Here is an 18478-nt window from a genome sequence, read left to right as displayed (position 1 = left end):
TCACAACTTTACAGGCTGTCTCGCATTACCTGCGCTTTCGACTGGTATCACGCCCGCGAAATCCCTATAATTGCCGCGTTTGACGCTCCGGCGTCGTCCTTCCTTAACATCCAGGTTAATCAGGTCGCTAAATTTATGACTGATAAGTCTCATCAGTGCGTCATTATAGGCATCGCCGGCGCATCGGCTTCAGGTAAAAGTCTAATTGCCAGTACGCTTTATCGCGAACTGCGTGAACAAGTAGGTGATGAGCACATCGGCGTCATTCCCGAAGACAGCTATTACAAAGATCAATCCCATCTGTCGATGGAAGAGCGCGTAAAAACCAACTATGACCACCCGAATGCAATGGATCACAGTTTACTGTTCCAGCATTTAGAAGCCCTCAAAAGCGGCCAAGCGATTGAGCTGCCCGTTTACAGTTACGTAGAACACACCCGCACCCAGGAGACGATCCGCATCGAGCCGAAAAAGGTGATTATCCTTGAAGGTATCCTGCTCCTGACCGATGCTCGCCTGCGTGAATCGATGAACTTCTCGATTTTCGTCGATACCCCGCTGGATATTTGCCTGATGCGCCGCATCAAGCGAGACGTTAACGAGCGCGGCCGTTCGATGGATTCCGTCATGGCGCAATACCAGAAAACGGTCCGTCCGATGTTCCTGCAGTTTATTGAGCCCTCCAAACAATACGCCGATATCATCGTGCCGCGCGGAGGCAAAAACCGCATTGCCATTGATATCTTAAAAGCGAAAATCAGCCAGTTTTTTGAATAAGCCGCGCGAATTGTGTACCGTTCAGAGATAACCTGGTTTTACCCTGAGATGTTAAGGTCTCAGGGGTCGATGCATGAAAGGAGAAAGTGCCATGCGTCTTTGTGATCGCGATATTGAAGCCTGGCTGGATGAAGGCCGTTTGTCTATTACCCCACGTCCTCCTGTAGAGCGTATCAATGGGGTGACCGTTGATGTACGGTTGGGGAATAAATTCCGCACCTTTAGTGGCCATACTGCACCGTTCATCGACCTCAGCGGGCCGAAGGATGAAGTCAGCGCCGCGCTCGATCGCGTGATGAGTGACGAAATCGTCATTGACGAAGGTGACGCTTTTTATTTGCATCCAGGTGAACTGGCGCTGGCGGTGACGTTCGAATCCGTGACCCTGCCTGCTGATCTCGTCGGCTGGCTGGACGGCCGTTCTTCTCTGGCCCGTCTGGGGCTGATGGTGCACGTGACCGCGCACCGTATCGATCCCGGCTGGTCGGGCCGTATCGTGCTGGAGTTCTTCAACGCCGGCAAACTGCCGCTGGCGCTGCGCCCCGGCATGATGATTGGTGCGTTAAGCTTTGAACCGCTAACCGGCCCGGCAGACAGGCCTTATAACCGCCGGCAGGACGCAAAATACCGCGACCAGCAGGGTGCGGTTGCCAGCCGTATTGATAAAGACTGATCGTTAGTCCATTGAGGATGCCATGAGAAGAGTTCTGACAACGCTGATGATTTTGCTGGTCGTGCTGGTTGCTGGCCTTTCGGCGTTGGTTCTGCTGGTTAACCCTAACGATTTCCGCGCTTACATGGTGCGGCAGGTCGAGGCGCGCAGTGGTTACCAACTGAAGCTCGACGGGCCGCTACGCTGGCACGTCTGGCCACAGCTCAGCATTCTCTCTGGCCGCATGTCGTTAACGGCACCGGGCGCTGCCCAGCCGATCGTGTCTGCGGACAATATGCGTCTCGATGTGGCGCTCATCCCCCTCATTTCTCACCAGTTGCAGGTTAACCAGGTGATGCTCAAAGGGGCGGTCATTCAGCTTACCCAGCAGACTGAAGCCGTGCGCAACGCGAATGCGCCGGTTGCACCGCGTGAGAATACCTTACCGGATGAGCCGTCCGATACGGGCTGGTCCTTTGATATTGCCAAACTGAAAGTTGCCGATAGCGTGCTGGTATTCCAGCATGAGGATCAAGAGCAGGTTACGGTTCGCAATATTAATCTGCAGATGGAACAGGATGCGCACCATCTTGCGTCGCTGGAATTCAGCGGGCGAATGAATCGCGACCAGCGCGATCTGACCCTCTCGCTAAATGCCAGGGTAAATGCGTCAGACTATCCCCATCAGCTGACGGCCGATATTCAGCAGCTCAACTGGCAGCTCACGGGCGCAGATCTTCCGACCCAGGGGATCACCGGACAGGGGACGATGCAGGCCGTCTGGCGCGAAGAACAAAAACAGCTGGAGCTGGATAACCTCAACCTGCAGGCCAATGACAGCAGCCTGAAGGGGCAGGCGAGCGTCACGCTCGAAGAGAAGCCGAAATGGGTGCTGAACCTGCAGTTTGACAAGCTCAACCTGGAAAACATCCTGCCGCCGCTACCGGCTGGCACAACGGACAGCGATGCTGTGCAGACAGGACAAAGCCAGCCGCCGGTGTCGCGTCCGGTTATCTCGTCGAATCTTGATCAACCTGACTATAACGCCCTGCGCGGATTCACGGCCGATATCCTGTTGAAAGCCAACAGCCTGCGCTGGCGCGGTATGGACTTCACCGACGTGAGCGGCCAGATGTTTAACCACAACGGGTTGCTGGTGATCTCCGAGCTGAGCGGCAAAATGGGGGCAGGGCATCTTTCACTGCCTGGCACGCTGGACGTGCGTAAGGACGAAACCCGCGCGCAATTTCAGCCGCGTCTCGACAACGTTGAGATTGGTACCATCCTTAAAGCCTTTAACTATCCGATATCCCTGACAGGGCAGTTGACGCTGGCGGGGGATTTCTCAGGCACAAAAATTGATGCCGAAGCTTTCCGCCGTGAATGGCAGGGCGAGGCGCACGTGGACCTGAAAGACTCCCGTATGGAAGGTCTTAACTTCCAGCAGCTGGTACAGCAGGCAGTGGAGCGCAGCAGTGACGTCAAAGCGCAGGAAAACTACGATAGCGTCACGCGCCTCGACAGTTTCTCCACGGATCTGACGCTGGATAACGGGCAACTGACGCTGGCAGCGATGCAGGGAACCTCTTCTATGCTGTCGTTGACGGGAGAAGGCTCGCTGGATCTGGTCAAAGAGACGGCGGACACGCGCTTTAACGTCCGGGTACTTTCCGGCTGGCAGGGCGAAAGTAAGCTGATTGATTTCCTGAAAGAGACGCCAGTGCCGCTTAGCGTCTATGGTAAATGGCAGGCGCTGAATTACAGCCTTCAGGTGGATCAGATCCTGCGTAAGCATCTGCAGGATGAAGCGAAACGTCGGCTTAATAGCTGGGCAGATCGTAATAAAGATTCCCAGAACGGCAAGGATATGAAGAAACTGCTGGATAAGCTTTGATGCTGGTTTTGCCGGGTGCAAGTGCGGCTTGATGCCCTCACCCCGGCCCTCTCCCACGGGGAGAGGGTGCAAACACAAAAAACGGCAACGGGGTTGCCGTTTTGCTTTTACCTACACCTCAAAATCCAGTTCTTCCTCATCCCGCAGTGGAATGAGCTGCACTTTCTGCACGCGATGGTTTTCAATCTGCAGCGTTTTAAGCCGATAGTCACCTACCTGAACCTCTTCACCTGGCTGCGGGATACGCTGTAAGTATTCCATCAGCAGGCCCGCAATGGTGTGGTACTCCCGCTTTTCATCCAGCGGCAGCGGCACATACTGCACCAGGTCTTCCAGCGGCATATGGCCGTTGGCCGTCCACGAGCCGTCGGCGTTTTTCTGAATATCATGGCGGGCATCAATCTCATCCACTTCGTTTGGCAAATTACCGGCGATGGTTTCCATCACGTCGCTGAGCGTGACCAGCCCTTCAACCGAACCAAACTCATCCACCACAAAGGCAAAGTGCGTTCGCGCATTTCGGAATTGCTCAAGGGCAGAGAGCAGTTGCAATCCTTCCGGGAAGACCAGGGGCTGGCGTACCAGGGCGCGCAGATTGAGCGCCTCCCCGTGCAGCTGCTGCTGGAGCAGGTCGATAACGTGCACGACGCCCAGTAATTCTTCTTCCTCTTCACCGCCGGTTACCACCACGCGCGTGTGCTGGTTTTTATCCAGCAGGGCGCGGATGTGCTCTTCGGGTGCCGTCAGATCGATATGCTCAATGTCATGCCGGGAAGTCATGATGCTGCTGACCGTGCGCTCATTAAGGTTAAGCACTCGCTCAATCATCAGGCGCTCCTGCGGGTTAAAGATCTGCCCGTCGCTGTGATCGGCCAGCATGGCAGCAGATTCGGCGTCCAGCTCTGCATCCTCTTTTTTACCGCTCAGCAGGCGCATAACGGTGTCGGCCGTGCGCTGACGCAGGGTCTGATTAGCGGAAAGGAAGCGGCGGCGGTTAAATATCGCCAGCTGGTTAAGCGCTTCAATCATGACGGAGAAACCAATGGCGGCGTACAAATAGCCTTTCGGAATGTGGAAGCCAAAACCGTCGGCCACCAGGCTAAAGCCAATCATCAGCAGGAAGCTCAGGCAGAGGATCACGATGGTCGGGTGGCTGTTCACAAAGCGGGTGAGTGCCTTGCTCGCCATCACCATCAGCGTGATGGCGATAATCACCGCTGCCATCATAACGGCCAGATGGTCCACCATCCCGACGGCGGTGATCACCGAATCCAGGGAGAAGACGGCATCCAGCACCACGATTTGCGCTACCACCGGCCAGAATCTCGCGCCACGTCGCTGGGTCGGGTTCTCGCTGTCTTTACCTTCGAGCCGTTCATTGAGCTCTACCGTGGCTTTGAACAGCAGGAAAAACCCGCCGAAGAGCATGATCAGATCGCGGGCGCTAAAGCTGAGGCCGTGAACGGAGAACAGCGGTTGCGTGAGTGTGACCATCCAGGAGATAGAGGCCAGCAACAGTAAACGCATCACCATCGCCAGCAGCAGGCCCGTTACGCGCGCGCGATCGCGCTGGGAAGGGGGCAGTTTTTCAGCGAGGATGGCAATAAAGACCAGATTATCAATCCCGAGCACTAATTCGATGACGACCAGCGTCACCAGCCCGGCCCAGATTGATGGATCGGCAATCCATTCCATAGTAATAGCAATACCTTCTGTTATATGACGATTGTCACACTTCGATCATGGATAAAGCCGGGGAAAATTGCAATGCCGGGCTGAGATTTCTCTTAATACGAAACGCTTAAAAGAGAGCAAACTCATCGGGGTGTAAATAAGCAAAATACGTATATTTAATTATAAAGAGAACATTTTAGGATATATCGCAGATAATGGTTTTTACTCCCGCCTTGTCAATATAAAGAAAATCCTAAAAGGTCAAAACTTTGCTCTTAATATTAATCTTAAAAACAGATATTAGGACAGTTGTCTCCTTGCCTGCTATTAGGTTAGCTGCAACAATTCTCCCAGCATCAAATGTTAAATCTTGTTGTTGCTATTTTTGTTTTGGTCTTCCGGGATGGTTATTCATTATCCGTTGGGTGTCTCACCCGGCTGATATATTTCCAGAAGGCCTTGCTCAAGAGGGTGTCTATCCATAACACATTGTTTAGTCAGTGGATTGGTAACTGAAAGCCAAGGGCGGTAGCGTGCCTGAAAGCGTGTGAATCAGCCTCGGTTATTCTGTCAATAGCCAATGGATGAATAAGCTTTTTTTAGGACTGATGCCAGTTATATTTCTATTTGATTAACTGCATGCTGAAACCCAATACGACCCAAGCTTATTTAAATTGCACAGGATAATTACTCTGCCAAAGTGATAAATAATCAATGATGAAATCCAAAATGAAATTGATGCCATTATTGGTGTCTGTGACCTTGATGAGTGGTTGCACGGTCTTTCCCGGCAGCAATATGTCAACAATGGGTAAGGATGTGATCAAGCAACAGGATGCCGATTTTGATCTCGACAAAATGGTGAATGTTTATCCACTTACGCCACGTCTGGTCGAACAATTACGCCCACGTCCGAATGTTGCTCAGCCGAATATGTCTCTGGACCAGGAAATCGCCGCTTATCAGTATCGCGTGGGGCCGGGTGACGTGATCAACGTGACCGTCTGGGACCACCCTGAACTGACCACGCCTGCGGGCCAGTACCGTAGCTCAAGCGACACCGGGAACTGGGTACAGTCAGATGGCACGATGTTCTACCCCTACATTGGTAAAGTCCATGTTGCCGGGAAAACCCTTGCCGAGATCCGGAGTGATATTACCGGCCGCTTAGCGCAGTACATCGCCGATCCGCAGGTGGACGTTAATATTGCCGCATTCCGCTCGCAAAAAGCCTACATTTCCGGCCAGGTCAATAAATCCGGCCAGCAGGCCATCACCAACGTACCGTTAACCGTTCTGGATGCCATTAACGCCGCAGGCGGGTTAACCGACGGTGCCGACTGGCGCAACGTGGTCCTGACCCACAACGGCAAAGAGCAGCGCATCTCACTGCAGGCGCTGATGCAAAACGGCGATCTGACCCAGAACCGCCTGCTCTATCCGGGCGATATTCTCTACGTACCGCGCAATGACGATCTAAAAGTCTTCGTGATGGGTGAAGTGAAGAAACAGAGCACCCTCAAAATGGACTTCAGCGGCATGACGCTGACCGAAGCGCTGGGCAATGCGGAAGGCATCGATCTGACCTCCTCCAACGCCAGCGGCATCTTCGTGATTCGCCCACTTAAGGACGACGCCAGCAACAAAGGCAAGATTGCCAACATTTACCAGCTCGATATGTCCGACGCCACCTCGCTGGTGATGGCAACGTCGTTCCGCCTCCAGCCATACGATGTGGTGTATGTCACTACCGCGCCGGTTGCCCGCTGGAACCGTCTGATCAACCAGTTGCTGCCAACCATCAGTGGCGTTCGCTACATGACGGATACGGCGCGCGACATTCATACCTGGTAATCCGCGATGTTTAACAAAATTCTGGTGGTATGCGTGGGGAACATTTGCCGTTCCCCGACGGCAGAGCGGTTGTTGAAACACTACCAGCCTGAACTGACCGTAGAGTCCGCAGGCCTTGGCGCGCTGGTCGGTAAAGCGGCCGATGAGCGCGCAACGAGCGTGGCCCGCGATCATAACCTCTCCCTTGACGGGCATATTGCCCGCCAGGTCACCGGCCGCATGTGCCGGGAATATGACCTGATCCTGGCAATGGAAAAACGCCATATTCATGCGCTATGCGATATCGCACCGGAGATGCGCGGCAAGGTGATGCTGTTTGGTCACTGGGACAATGAACGCGAAATCCCCGATCCGTATCGCAAAAGCCATGAGGCCTTCGAGGCGGTTTACACCTTACTTGACCAGTCTGCCCAACAGTGGGCGCAGGCACTGAAAGCTCAGCAGGGATAACAATGACAGAAAAAACAAGACCTTCTGCCGCCCCGACTTCGGGCAGTGATGAAATTGATATTGGTCGCCTGGTCGGCACGGTTATCGAGGCAAAGTGGTGGGTGCTTGGCATTACCGCTGTGTTTGCCGCGGCAGCCGTCGTCTACACGCTGTTCGCCACGCCTATCTACAGCGCCGACGCGCTGGTGCAGATTGAGCAAAATACCGGCAACTCGCTGGTGCAGGATATTGGCTCTGCGCTGGCGAACAAACCACCGGCATCCGACGCTGAAATTCAGCTGATTCAGTCACGTCTGGTACTGGGGAAAACGGTTCACGACCTCGGTCTCGATATCTCCGTCACCAAAAATACCTTCCCGATCTTTGGTGCCGGCTGGGATCGCCTGATGGGACGAAGCAACGATACGGTAAAGGTGACTGACTTTGTGCTGCCGAAAGGGGCGGGCGATCAAACCTTTACCCTGACGGTGCTGGGCCCGAAACAATACCAGTTGACCAGCGATGCGGGATTCAGCGCGCGCGGCGAAGTGGGCCAGATGCTGACGAAAGACGGCGTCAGCATGATGGTCAGCGCCATCAACGCCCAGGAGGGCGGTGAATTCACCGTCACCAAATTCTCCACGCTGGGAATGATCAACAATCTGCAAAACAACCTCACCGTGACTGAAAACGGTAAGGACACCGGCGTGCTGAGCATGACCTTTACCGGTGAAGATAAAGATCAAATCCGCGACATCCTGAACAGCATCACCCGCAACTATCTTGAGCAGAACGTTGAGCGTAAGTCGGCGGAAGCGGCGAAAAGCCTGGCTTTCCTTGCTAAACAGCTCCCGGAAGTGCGGGCCCGTCTGGATGATGCCGAGAATAAACTGAACGCTTACCGTCAGGATAAAGACTCTGTCGACCTGCCGCTGGAGGCGAAGTCGGTTCTTGATTCAATGGTTAACATCGACGCCCAGCTCAACGAGCTGACCTTCAAAGAGGCGGAGATTTCCAAGCTGTACACCAAACGCCACCCGGCCTACCGGACGCTGCTGGAAAAACGTCGCACGCTGGAAGAAGAGAAGGCGAAGCTGAACGACCGCGTAACCGCGATGCCGAAAACGCAGCAGGAAATTGTGCGTCTGACCCGCGACGTGGAATCTGGCCAGCAGGTGTACATGCAGCTGCTGAACAAACAGCAGGAGCTGAAAATCACCGAAGCCAGTACCGTGGGTGATGTGCGCATCGTCGACCCGGCGATTACCCAGCCCGGCGTGCTGAAACCGAAGAAAGCGCTGATCGTTCTCGGCAGCATTATTCTCGGCCTGATGCTCTCCATTGTCGGTGTGCTGCTGCGCTCGCTGTTCAACCGCGGAATCGAAAGCCCGCAGGCGCTGGAAGAGAGTGGTATCAACGTCTATGCCAGCATCCCGCTTTCCGAGTGGCAAAAATCCCGTGACAGCGTCAAAACCATTAAAGGCGTTAAGCGATACAAACAGAGCCAGTTGCTGGCCGTGGGTAACCCGACGGACCTGGCGATTGAAGCGATACGTAGCCTGCGTACCAGCCTGCACTTCGCCATGATGCAGGCCAAAAACAACGTCCTGATGTTAACCGGTGTCAGTCCGTCAATCGGTAAGACCTTTGTCTGCGCCAACCTGGCGGCCGTCGTCAGCCAGACCAATAAACGCGTGCTGCTGATCGACTGCGATATGCGCAAGGGTTATACCCACGAGCTGCTGGGCACCAACAACGTTAACGGTCTGTCGGAAATCCTGCTGGGGCAGGGGGAGATTAGCCAGAGCGCCAAGCCGACCTCGATTCCGAGATTCGATCTGATCCCACGTGGTCAGATACCGCCTAACCCGTCGGAACTGCTGATGAGCGAACGCTTCTCCCAGCTGATTGAGTGGGCGAGCAAACACTATGACCTGGTGCTGATCGATACGCCGCCGATTCTGGCCGTGACCGATGCCGCCGTGGTAGGCCGCCATGCGGGTACCACCCTGATGGTGGCACGTTACGCGGTGAACACTCTGAAAGAAGTGGAAACCAGCCTGAGCCGCTTCGAGCAGAACGGGATTGAGGTGAAAGGGGTGATCCTGAACTCCATCTTCCGCCGCGCGACCGGGTATCAGGATTACGGTTATTACGAGTACGAATATAAGTCTGACAGTAAATAACAGCCAAAACATACCCTTACACCCCTCACCCTAACCCTCTCCCCTGAGGGGAGAGGGGACTGTTCGGTGCCGCTTTCACCCTATCCCCTCAGGGGAGAGGGCCGGGGTGAGGGGTAGGAGAAAGAAATGACCACACAACGCCCTTTGATTTCTATCTATATGCCGACATGGAATCGTCAGCAGCTGGCGATCCGCGCAATCAAGTCGGTGTTACGTCAGGATTATGACAACTGGGAACTGATCATCGTGGATGACTGTTCTTCTTCGTATGAACAGCTGCAAAAATTTGTCGCCGATCTCAATGATCCGCGCGTGATGTACACCCATAACCCGATTAACTCCGGGGCATGCGCGGTGCGTAACCAGGCGATTATGCAGGCCAAAGGGCAGTATCTGACCGGCATCGACGACGATGACGAATGGACCCCGAACCGACTGTCTGTCTTCCTTTCACATAAAGCACAGCTGGTGACGCATGCGTTCCTGTATGCCAACGACTATGTCTGTCAGGGTGAAGTTTATTCGCAGCCTGCCAGCCTGCCGCTGTACCCGAAATCACCCTATTCTCGCCGCCTGTTCTACAAGCGCAATATTATCGGCAATCAGGTTTTCACCTGGGCATGGCGCTTTAAGGAGTGCCTGTTCGATACCGAACTGAAAGCCGCGCAGGATTACGACATCTTCTTGCGGATGGTGGTTGAGTATGGCGAACCGTGGAAAGTGGAAGAGGCCACGCAGATCCTGCACATCAATCACGGGGAGATGCAAATTACCTCCTCGCCGAAGAAGTTCTCGGGCTACTTCCATTTTTACCGCAAGCATAAGGACAAGTTCGACCGTGCCAGCCGGAAGTATCAGCTCTTTACCCTCTATCAGATCCGCAATAAGCGCATGAACTGGCGCACGCTGCTGACGCTGCTGTCCGTCCGTAACGGCAAACGTCTGGCTGATGGACTTCGGGGGAAATAATGTTTCTTGAAGATTGCCGCGCAAACAGCTGGAGCCTGCGCCCATGCTGCATGGTCCTGGCGTACCGTATCGCGCATTTTTGTTCGGTGTGGCGCAAGAAAAACGTGCTGAACAACCTTTGGGCAGCGCCGGTTCTGGTGCTGTACCGCATTATTACTGAATGCTTTTTTGGTTATGAAATTCAGGCCGCTGCCACCATTGGCCGCCGCTTTACCATTCACCACGGCTATGCGGTGGTGATCAATAAGTTCGTGGTCGCCGGGGATGATTTCACCATTCGTCATGCGGTCACCATTGGCAACCGAGGGCCAGACAGCCTGGCCTGCCCGGTTATCGGCAATAACGTCGAGCTGGGCGCGAACGTGGTGATCATTGGTGACATTACCATCGGTAACAACGTGACGATTGGTGCGGGCAGCGTGGTGCTGGACAGCATTCCGGACAACGCGCTGGTGATGGGAGAAAAGGCCCGCGTGAAGGTGATTAAATGAACATTCTGCAATTTAACGTCCGCCTCGCTGAAGGCGGAGCGGCAGGCGTGGCCCTGGATCTGCACCAGCGCGCACTGCAAAAAGGACTTCAGTCTCGTTTTATTTATGGCTACGGCAAAGGCGGCAAGAAAAGCGTCAGTCACGATAACTACCCGCAGGTGCAAAAGCACACGCCGCGTCTGACCTCGATGGCCAACATTGCCTTGTTCCGCCTGTTTAACCGCGATCTGTTTGGCAACCTGAATAATCTTTATCGCACTGTGACCCGATCCACGGGCCCGGTTGTGCTGCATTTCCACGTCCTGCACAGCTACTGGCTGAATCTGGAAGAGGTGGTGGCGTTTTGTCAGAAGGTGCAGGCGCACAAGCCTGATACACGCTTCGTCTGGACGCTGCACGATCACTGGAGCGTGACCGGACGCTGCGCCTTTACCGATGGCTGCGAAGGCTGGAAGGATAACTGCCAGAAATGCCCGACGTTAAGCAACTACCCGCCGGTGAAAGTGGATCGTGCTCACCAGCTGGTAACCGGCAAGCGCAAACTGTTCCGCGACATGCTCTCGCTCGGCTGCACGTTTATCTCCCCGAGCCAGCACGTGGCCGATGCCTTCAACAGCCTTTACGGGGCAGGGCGCTGCCAGATTATCAACAACGGTATCGACGTGGCGACGGAAGCCATTCTGGCGGAGCTGACGCCGGTGGCGGACACCGCGGGTAAACCGAAAATCGCCATCGTTGCGCATGACCTGCGTTACGACGGCAAAACCAACCAGCAGCTGGTGCGCGACATGATGGCGCTCGGTGACAAGATTGAACTGCATACCTTCGGCAAGTTTTCCCCGTTCGAAGGGGCAAACGTCGTGAACCACGGGTTTGAAACCGACAAGCGCAAACTGATGAGCGCGCTGAACGGCATGGATGCGCTGGTGTTCAGCTCCCGCGTGGATAACTACCCGCTGATCCTCTGCGAAGCGCTTTCCATCGGCGTGCCGGTGATTGCCACCCACAGCGATGCCGCGCGTGAAGTGCTGGAAAAGTCGGGCGGTAAAACGTTCTCGGAAGGCGAAGTGCTGCCGCTGGTGCAGATGCCGAAGGCGCAGATCGCTGAGACTGTTTTTGGCACTGACCTGGAATCGTTCCGCAACCGCAGCCGCAAGGCCTACAGTGGACAACAGATGCTGGAGGAGTATGTCTCGTTCTATCAGAATCTGTAGTTATCTGCTGCTGCCGCTGATCTACCTGCTGGTCAACGTCAAAATTGCCCAGCTTGGCGAAAGCTTCCCGATAACCATCGTCACCTTCTTGCCCGTTCTGCTTCTGCTGTATGTCGATAAAATCAACCTGAAGAAGCTGATGATTGCCCTGGGGTTGGGCACGGGCCTGACGCTGTTTAACTACATCTTTGGTCAGTCACTGGACGCCAGTAAATACGTCACCTCCACCATGCTGTTTGTCTATATTGTCATTATTATCGGCATGGTCTGGAGTATTCGGTTTAAAACGATTTCTCCTCACAATTATCGGAAAATCCTCAGGTTCTTTTATATTGCCGTTGCGTTAATTGTTATGCTTGCTGCACTGGAAATGGCGCAAATTATTCTCACCGGTGGCAGCAGCCTGATGGAGATAATTTCGAAATATCTCATTTACAGCAACAGCTATGTATTGAACTTCATTAAGTTTGGCGGAAAACGTACCACGGCCCTCTATTTTGAACCGGCGTTCTTCGCTCTGGCGTTAATCTCAATTTGGCTCAGCATCAAACAGTTTGGTATCAAAACACCTAAGACCGATGCTATGATTCTTGCAGGAATTGTTCTGTCTGGATCGTTCTCAGGGGTAATGACATTTATCCTGTTTTACCTGCTGGAGTGGGCGTTCCAGTACCTGAACAAAGATGCGATTAAGAAAAAACTGCCGCTGGCGATTATCTCCCTGACGGTATTTTTGGTTGGCGTGATATTTGCGTTCCCGTACATCTCAGAACGCCTGGGAGATTTGGGAACAGAAGGCTCATCGTCCTATTATCGCATCATTGGTCCGCTGGTGATGGTGGGTTATTCCTTAACCCATATTGATGGTGTAGTAAGATTCGGCTCACTTTACGAATATGTTGCATCATTCGGAATCTTTAACGGTGCGGATGTCGGTAAAACCATAGACAATGGTCTGTATCTGTTAATTATTTATTTTTCGTGGTTCGCCGTGCTGTTGACGCTGTGGTATCTGTTTAAAGTTTTCAAAATGATGATTAACGCGTTTGGTGATAACCAGAACTTTCGCGTGCAACTTTATCTGTTTACACCGGTGTCGCTGTTTTTTACCGGGTCAATATTTAGCCCGGAATATGCTTTCTTGATTGTCTGTCCGTTTATTTTGCGCAAAGCGCTTAATATTACGAACGTATGACGAAATGAGGTGATTTATGTTTCTTAGCGTCATTACTGTCGCTTTTCGTAATTACGAAGGGGTGGTAAAAACCTGGCGCTCGCTGCGCAACCTGGCGCGCGATCCAAGCCTCACTTTTGAGTGGATTGTGGTCGACGGCGGCTCGAACGATGGCACGGCGGAGTTTCTGGAAAAACTCAACGGTGAGTTCAACTTACGTTACATCAGCGAGAAAGATAAAGGCATTTACGATGCGATGAACAAGGGCATTAACATGGCCCAGGGTCGTTATGCCATCTTCCTCAATTCTGGCGATGTTTTCCATGATGACGTGGCGCTGTTTGCCCGTCAGCTGGCGCGTCAGAAAGAGGAGGCCATGTATATTGGCGATGCACTGCTTGATTTTGGTGATGGGCATAAAGTGTGCCGCAGCGCAAAGCCAGGCTGGTATATCTACCACAGTTTGCCCGCCAGCCATCAGGCCATTTTCTTCCCGGTAAACGGTCTGAAAAAACAGCCATACGATTTGCAGTATAAAGTGTCATCGGATTATGCCCTGGCCGCCAGCCTGTATAAATCGGGCTATCCGTTCCGCCGAATTAAAGGGCTGGTCTCTGAATTCTCAATGGGTGGCGTGTCAACATCGAATAATCTGGAATTGTGCCAGGATGCCAAAAACGTGCAGCGCAAAATATTACGCGTGCCGGGGTTCTGGGCGGAATTGTCTTATTTATTACGCCTGCGGACGACAGGTAAAACGAAAACCTTATATAACAAAGCCTGAATATAAGGAAACGCAATGCAGGATTTGAAGGGTTTCTCCGTGCCGAAAGGCTTTCGGGGCGGCAACGGTATTAAAGTGCAGCTGTGGTGGGCCGTTCAGGCAACGTTATTTGCCTGGTCACCACAAATATTGTACCGCTGGCGAGCATTCTTATTGCGTCTGTTTGGCGCAAAAATCGGAAAAAACGTAGTCATTCGACCTTCGGTAAAAATTACCTACCCCTGGAAATTAACGCTTGGGGATTACGCCTGGGTAGGGGATGACGCGGTGTTATATACCCTTGGCGAAATTACGATTGGCGCAAATTCGGTGGTGTCACAGAAGTGTTATTTGTGCACCGGCAGCCATGATTTTATGAGTCAGCATTTTGATATTACCGCTTCGCCTATTGTGATTGGTGAAAAATGCTGGCTGGCAACGGATGTTTTTGTTGCACCAGGTGTTTCTGTTGGCGATGGCACGGTAGTGGGTGCCCGCAGCAGCGTTTTTAAATCGCTACCGGCAAATAAAGTTTGCCGTGGCAACCCCGCAGTGGTGATACGCGAACGCGTTGAAACTGATTAAATTCATAAGTAGAGGAATATAAACATGTCTAAAGTCGCTCTCATCACCGGCGTTACCGGGCAGGATGGTTCTTATCTGGCAGAGTTCCTGCTGGAAAAAGGGTATGAAGTACACGGTATTAAACGTCGTGCCTCTTCGTTCAACACCGAACGTGTCGATCATATTTATCAGGATCCTCACGCGGCAAACCCGAAATTCCACCTGCACTACGGCGACCTGACCGATACCTCCAACCTGACCCGTATCCTGCAGGAAGTGCAGCCGGATGAAGTGTACAACCTGGGCGCGATGAGCCACGTGGCGGTCTCCTTCGAATCCCCGGAATACACCGCTGACGTTGACGCCATGGGTACTCTGCGTCTGCTGGAAGCGATTCGCTTCCTGGGTCTGGAGAAGAAAACCCGTTTCTATCAGGCCTCTACCTCTGAGCTGTACGGTCTGGTGCAGGAAATCCCACAGAAAGAGACCACGCCGTTCTACCCACGTTCTCCGTATGCGGTCGCAAAACTGTACGCCTACTGGATCACCGTGAACTACCGTGAATCCTACGGCATGTATGCCTGTAACGGTATTCTGTTCAACCACGAATCCCCACGTCGCGGTGAAACGTTCGTTACCCGTAAAATCACCCGCGCTATCGCGAACATCGCCCAGGGTCTGGAATCGTGCCTGCACCTCGGCAACATGGACTCCCTGCGTGACTGGGGCCATGCGAAAGACTACGTGAAAATGCAGTGGATGATGCTGCAGCAGGAACAGCCAGAAGACTTCGTGATCGCGACCGGCGTTCAATACTCCGTACGTCAGTTCGTTGAGATGGCCGCTGCACAACTGGGCATCAAGCTGCGCTTCGAAGGTACCGGCGTGGAAGAGAAAGGTATCGTTGTTTCCGTAACCGGCCATGATGCGCCAGGCGTGAAACCAGGCGACGTCATTGTTCAGGTTGACCCACGTTACTTCCGTCCTGCTGAAGTGGAAACCCTGCTGGGTGACCCAACCAAAGCGCACGAGAAACTGGGCTGGAAACCAGAAATCACTCTGCAGGAGATGGTTTCCGAGATGGTCGCCAAAGATCTTGAAGCAGCGAAAAAACACTCCCTGCTCAAGTCTCATGGCTACGAGGTTGCCATCGCGCTGGAGTCCTGAGAATGACAAAACAACGTATTTTTGTCGCCGGTCATCGCGGAATGGTGGGTTCCGCGATTGTTCGCCAGCTGGAACAGCGCGGTGACGTAGAAGTGGTTGTCCGCACGCGCGACGAGCTGAACCTGCTCGATAGCCGTGCGGTGCAGGACTTCTTTGCTAACGAACACATTGACCAGGTGTATCTGGCGGCGGCGAAAGTGGGCGGCATTGTCGCCAACAACACTTACCCGGCGGATTTCATCTACGAGAACATGATGATTGAGAGCAACATCATTCACGCGGCGCACCTGCACAACGTGAATAAGCTGCTGTTCCTCGGTTCATCCTGCATCTACCCGAAAATGGCAAAACAGCCGATCGCGGAAAGCGAACTGCTGCAGGGCACGCTGGAGGCAACCAACGAGCCTTACGCGATTGCCAAGATTGCCGGGATTAAGCTCTGCGAATCTTACAACCGTCAGTACAACCGCGACTATCGCTCGGTGATGCCGACCAACCTGTACGGACCGCACGACAACTTCCACCCGAGCAACTCGCACGTGATCCCGGCGCTGCTGCGTCGCTTCCACGAGGCGACCGCCGAGAACGCACCGGATGTGGTGGTGTGGGGCAGCGGCACGCCGATGCGCGAATTCCTGCACGTGGACGACATGGCTGCCGCCAGCATTCACGTGATGGAGCTGGATCGCGAAGTGTGGCAGGAGAACACCGAGCCGATGCTGTCGCACATCAACGTGGGAACCGGCGTGGACTGCACCATTCGCGAGCTGGCGCAAACCATCGCGCAGGTGGTGGGCTACAAAGGCCGCGTGGTGTTTGACGCGACGAAACCGGACGGCACGCCGCGCAAACTGCTGGACGTGACCCGTCTGCATCAGCTGGGCTGGTATCACGAGGTATCACTGGAGCAGGGGCTGGCCAGCACCTACCAGTGGTTCCTGGAAAACCAGCACCGCTTCCGGGGGTAACGATGTTTTTAAGTCAGGAAGATTTTGCCACGGTGGTGCGTTCCACTCCGCTCATCTCGATTGATTTGATCGTGGAGAACGAACGCGGCGAGTTCTTGCTGGGGAAACGAACCAACCGTCCTGCACAGGGCTTCTGGTTCGTGCCCGGCGGGCGCGTGCAGAAGGATGAGACGCTTCATGATGCGTTTGAGCGTCTCACTCTGGCGGAACTGGGCCTCCAGCTGCCGATGGCGGCGGGCCAGTTTTACGGGGTCTGGCAGCACTTCTATGACGATAACTTTTCAGGCACCGGGTTCACCACGCACTACATCGTGCTGGGGTTCCGCCTGAAGGTGACTCAGGCAGACCTGCGTCTGCCTGATGCTCAGCATGACGACTACCGCTGGCTGGCACCGGAGCCGCTTCTGGCAAGCGAGAACGTCCATGACAACAGTCGGGCGTATTTCCTGGCGGATCGTCAGGCCGAGGTGCCAGGCATATGAAAATCCTCGTATACGGAATTAACTACTCGCCGGAATTAACCGGTATCGGGAAATATACCGGCGAGATGGTCGAGTGGATGGCGAGCCAGGGACATGACGTGCGGGTCATTACCGCGCCGCCGTACTACCCGGAATGGAAAGTCGGTGAGCGCTACTCAAGCTGGCGCTACCGTCGTGAAGAGGGGGCGGCAACCGTCTGGCGCTGCCCGCTTTATGTACCTAAGCAGCCCTCGACGCTGAAACGGCTACTGCATCTCGGCAGCTTTGCCCTGAGCAGTTTTTTCCCGCTGATGGCGCAGCGTCGCTGGAAGCCGGATCGCATCATTGGTGTGGTGCCGACGCTGTTTTGCACGCCGGGCATGCGCCTGCTGGGCAAACTCTCCGGCGCACGCACCCTGCTGCACATACAGGATTATGAAGTGGACGCCATGCTGGGCCTGGGGATGGCAGGCAAAGGCAAGGGTGGAAAAGTGGCGAAGCTCGCCAGCGCCTTTGAGCGTAGCGGTCTGCATAACGTGGATTACGTTTCGACCATCTCACGCTCGATGATGAACAAGGCGCAGGAGAAGGGCGTACCTGCCCGGAAGGTGATCTTCTTCCCGAACTGGTCCGAAGTGGCGCGTTTTCGCGACGTGACGGAGCAGGACGCTCAGACGCTACGCGCCCAACTCGGTTTGCCTGAAGACCAAAAAATCATTCTTTACTCAGGCAACATCGGCGAAAAGCAAGGGCTGGAAAGCGTGATTGAAGCGGCTCAGCAGCTTAACGAGCATCCGTGGATGTTTGTGATTGTCGGGCAGGGCGGCGGGAAAGCGCGGCTGGAAAAGATGGTCAGCGAACGCGGCCTGAGCAACGTGAAATTCTTCCCGCTTCAGTCTTACGAGGCGTTACCTGCGCTGCTGAAGATGGGCGACTGCCATCTGGTGGTACAAAAACGTGGCGCGGCGGATGCGGTGTTGCCTTCCAAGCTGACAAACATTCTGGCGGTGGGCGGCAACGCGGTGATCACGGCAGAAGCCGAAACTGAATTAGGCCAGCTGTGTGACAGCTATCCGGGGATTGCCGTGTGCGTCGAACCGGAATCGGTCCCGGCACTGGTCTCCGGCATTGAACAGGCACTTGCCATGCCAAAAGTGAACACGGTGGCACGTGAATATGCCGAACGCACGCTCGAGAAAGAGAACGTGCTGAGTCAATTTATTGCAGATATACGGGGATAA

At 54.1% G+C, this 18478-nt stretch carries 17 protein-coding genes; 16 read left to right on the top strand and 1 reads right to left on the bottom strand.

What is annotated here, in order from left to right; translation table 11 throughout:
- The first annotated feature begins 135 nt into the window (after positions 1 to 135).
- From udk to asmA, 3 genes are all read left to right on the top strand, one after another.
- Complete coding sequence (gene udk / locus ABFI50_RS01685) at positions 136 to 777, top strand: uridine kinase (RefSeq protein ID WP_008500855.1); 642 nt, start codon at positions 136 to 138, stop codon at positions 775 to 777.
- Between the two features lie 91 nt (positions 778 to 868).
- Complete coding sequence (dcd, locus tag ABFI50_RS01680; RefSeq protein WP_014884513.1) at positions 869 to 1450, top strand: dCTP deaminase; 582 nt, start codon at positions 869 to 871, stop codon at positions 1448 to 1450.
- 22 nt (positions 1451 to 1472) lie between these two features.
- A complete protein-coding gene (gene asmA / locus ABFI50_RS01675; protein WP_347485202.1) occupies positions 1473 to 3323 on the top strand; it encodes an outer membrane assembly protein AsmA in 1851 nt (616 codons plus the stop codon).
- A gap of 111 nt (positions 3324 to 3434) precedes the next feature.
- On the opposite strand, the gene ABFI50_RS01670 is transcribed toward asmA, so the two are convergent.
- Entirely contained in the window at positions 3435 to 5018 is a 1584-nt protein-coding gene (locus ABFI50_RS01670; protein WP_342859764.1) for a TerC family protein, read from the bottom strand.
- Between the two features lie 693 nt (positions 5019 to 5711).
- On the opposite strand from ABFI50_RS01670, the gene ABFI50_RS01665 reads away from it, so the two are divergent.
- The 13 genes from ABFI50_RS01665 to wcaI all read left to right on the top strand — a co-directional run bounded on the left by ABFI50_RS01665 (position 5712) and on the right by wcaI (position 18478).
- Positions 5712 to 6851, top strand: a complete 1140-nt coding sequence (locus ABFI50_RS01665) for a polysaccharide export protein (RefSeq protein ID WP_014884510.1) — start codon at positions 5712 to 5714, stop codon at positions 6849 to 6851.
- A 6-nt stretch (positions 6852 to 6857) separates the two neighbouring features.
- On the top strand, positions 6858 to 7301 hold the full coding sequence (gene wzb, locus ABFI50_RS01660) for a low molecular weight protein-tyrosine-phosphatase Wzb (protein WP_014884509.1): 444 nt from the start codon (positions 6858 to 6860) through the stop codon (positions 7299 to 7301).
- Between the two features lie 2 nt (positions 7302 to 7303).
- Positions 7304 to 9466 (top strand): tyrosine-protein kinase Wzc, encoded by a 2163-nt coding sequence (gene wzc, locus ABFI50_RS01655; RefSeq protein WP_342859765.1) that lies wholly within the window; start codon positions 7304 to 7306, stop codon positions 9464 to 9466.
- Between the two features lie 126 nt (positions 9467 to 9592).
- Complete coding sequence (gene wcaA, locus ABFI50_RS01650; protein WP_045268756.1) at positions 9593 to 10435, top strand: colanic acid biosynthesis glycosyltransferase WcaA; 843 nt, start codon at positions 9593 to 9595, stop codon at positions 10433 to 10435.
- On the top strand, positions 10435 to 10926 hold the full coding sequence (gene wcaB / locus ABFI50_RS01645; RefSeq protein ID WP_347485198.1) for a colanic acid biosynthesis acetyltransferase WcaB: 492 nt from the start codon (positions 10435 to 10437) through the stop codon (positions 10924 to 10926). The genes wcaA and wcaB overlap by 1 nt, the downstream gene beginning before the upstream one ends.
- Entirely contained in the window at positions 10923 to 12140 is a 1218-nt protein-coding gene (gene wcaC / locus ABFI50_RS01640) for a colanic acid biosynthesis glycosyltransferase WcaC (protein ID WP_248189183.1), read from the top strand. The genes wcaB and wcaC overlap by 4 nt, the downstream gene beginning before the upstream one ends.
- Positions 12115 to 13335, top strand: a complete 1221-nt coding sequence (gene wcaD / locus ABFI50_RS01635) for a colanic acid polymerase WcaD (protein WP_014884505.1) — start codon at positions 12115 to 12117, stop codon at positions 13333 to 13335. Before wcaC ends, wcaD begins: the two co-directional genes overlap by 26 nt.
- A 16-nt stretch (positions 13336 to 13351) precedes the next feature.
- Entirely contained in the window at positions 13352 to 14098 is a 747-nt protein-coding gene (gene wcaE / locus ABFI50_RS01630; RefSeq protein ID WP_023330882.1) for a colanic acid biosynthesis glycosyltransferase WcaE, read from the top strand.
- A gap of 15 nt (positions 14099 to 14113) precedes the next feature.
- Complete coding sequence (wcaF, locus tag ABFI50_RS01625; protein ID WP_023330881.1) at positions 14114 to 14662, top strand: colanic acid biosynthesis acetyltransferase WcaF; 549 nt, start codon at positions 14114 to 14116, stop codon at positions 14660 to 14662.
- A gap of 24 nt (positions 14663 to 14686) precedes the next feature.
- Entirely contained in the window at positions 14687 to 15808 is a 1122-nt protein-coding gene (gene gmd, locus ABFI50_RS01620) for a GDP-mannose 4,6-dehydratase (protein ID WP_014884502.1), read from the top strand.
- 2 nt (positions 15809 to 15810) lie between these two features.
- Positions 15811 to 16776, top strand: coding sequence for a GDP-L-fucose synthase (locus ABFI50_RS01615; protein WP_014884501.1), 966 nt, complete (start codon positions 15811 to 15813; stop codon positions 16774 to 16776).
- Positions 16777 to 16778: 2 nt separating this feature from the next.
- On the top strand, positions 16779 to 17258 hold the full coding sequence (locus ABFI50_RS01610; protein WP_014884500.1) for a GDP-mannose mannosyl hydrolase: 480 nt from the start codon (positions 16779 to 16781) through the stop codon (positions 17256 to 17258).
- Complete coding sequence (gene wcaI / locus ABFI50_RS01605; protein WP_047027443.1) at positions 17255 to 18478, top strand: colanic acid biosynthesis fucosyltransferase WcaI; 1224 nt, start codon at positions 17255 to 17257, stop codon at positions 18476 to 18478. Before ABFI50_RS01610 ends, wcaI begins: the two co-directional genes overlap by 4 nt.

This window comes from Enterobacter sp. HNDS-6 (assembly GCF_039850505.1).
Taxonomy (GTDB): Bacteria; Pseudomonadota; Gammaproteobacteria; order Enterobacterales; family Enterobacteriaceae; genus Enterobacter; species Enterobacter kobei.
Note: the sequence above shows the minus strand (reverse complement) of the source record. Positions and strands in the feature narration are given on the sequence as shown.

Bases quoted from the DNA above. Each gene is read 5' to 3' on its own strand.
- wcaI (WP_047027443.1), top strand. From the start codon at position 17,255: ATGAAAATCCTCGTATACGGAATTAACTACTCGCCGGAATTAACCGGT.
- ABFI50_RS01670 (WP_342859764.1), bottom strand. From the start codon at position 5,018: ATGGAATGGATTGCCGATCCATCAATCTGGGCCGGGCTGGTGACGCTG.
- ABFI50_RS01610 (WP_014884500.1), top strand. From the start codon at position 16,779: ATGTTTTTAAGTCAGGAAGATTTTGCCACGGTGGTGCGTTCCACTCCG.
- wzc (WP_342859765.1), top strand. From the start codon at position 7,304: ATGACAGAAAAAACAAGACCTTCTGCCGCCCCGACTTCGGGCAGTGAT.
- wcaA (WP_045268756.1), top strand. From the start codon at position 9,593: ATGACCACACAACGCCCTTTGATTTCTATCTATATGCCGACATGGAAT.
- udk (WP_008500855.1), top strand. From the start codon at position 136: ATGACTGATAAGTCTCATCAGTGCGTCATTATAGGCATCGCCGGCGCA.
- dcd (WP_014884513.1), top strand. From the start codon at position 869: ATGCGTCTTTGTGATCGCGATATTGAAGCCTGGCTGGATGAAGGCCGT.
- wcaE (WP_023330882.1), top strand. From the start codon at position 13,352: ATGTTTCTTAGCGTCATTACTGTCGCTTTTCGTAATTACGAAGGGGTG.
- wcaD (WP_014884505.1), top strand. From the start codon at position 12,115: ATGTCTCGTTCTATCAGAATCTGTAGTTATCTGCTGCTGCCGCTGATC.
- wcaC (WP_248189183.1), top strand. From the start codon at position 10,923: ATGAACATTCTGCAATTTAACGTCCGCCTCGCTGAAGGCGGAGCGGCA.
- wcaB (WP_347485198.1), top strand. From the start codon at position 10,435: ATGTTTCTTGAAGATTGCCGCGCAAACAGCTGGAGCCTGCGCCCATGC.
- ABFI50_RS01665 (WP_014884510.1), top strand. From the start codon at position 5,712: ATGATGAAATCCAAAATGAAATTGATGCCATTATTGGTGTCTGTGACC.
- gmd (WP_014884502.1), top strand. From the start codon at position 14,687: ATGTCTAAAGTCGCTCTCATCACCGGCGTTACCGGGCAGGATGGTTCT.
- wcaF (WP_023330881.1), top strand. From the start codon at position 14,114: ATGCAGGATTTGAAGGGTTTCTCCGTGCCGAAAGGCTTTCGGGGCGGC.
- wzb (WP_014884509.1), top strand. From the start codon at position 6,858: ATGTTTAACAAAATTCTGGTGGTATGCGTGGGGAACATTTGCCGTTCC.
- ABFI50_RS01615 (WP_014884501.1), top strand. From the start codon at position 15,811: ATGACAAAACAACGTATTTTTGTCGCCGGTCATCGCGGAATGGTGGGT.
- asmA (WP_347485202.1), top strand. From the start codon at position 1,473: ATGAGAAGAGTTCTGACAACGCTGATGATTTTGCTGGTCGTGCTGGTT.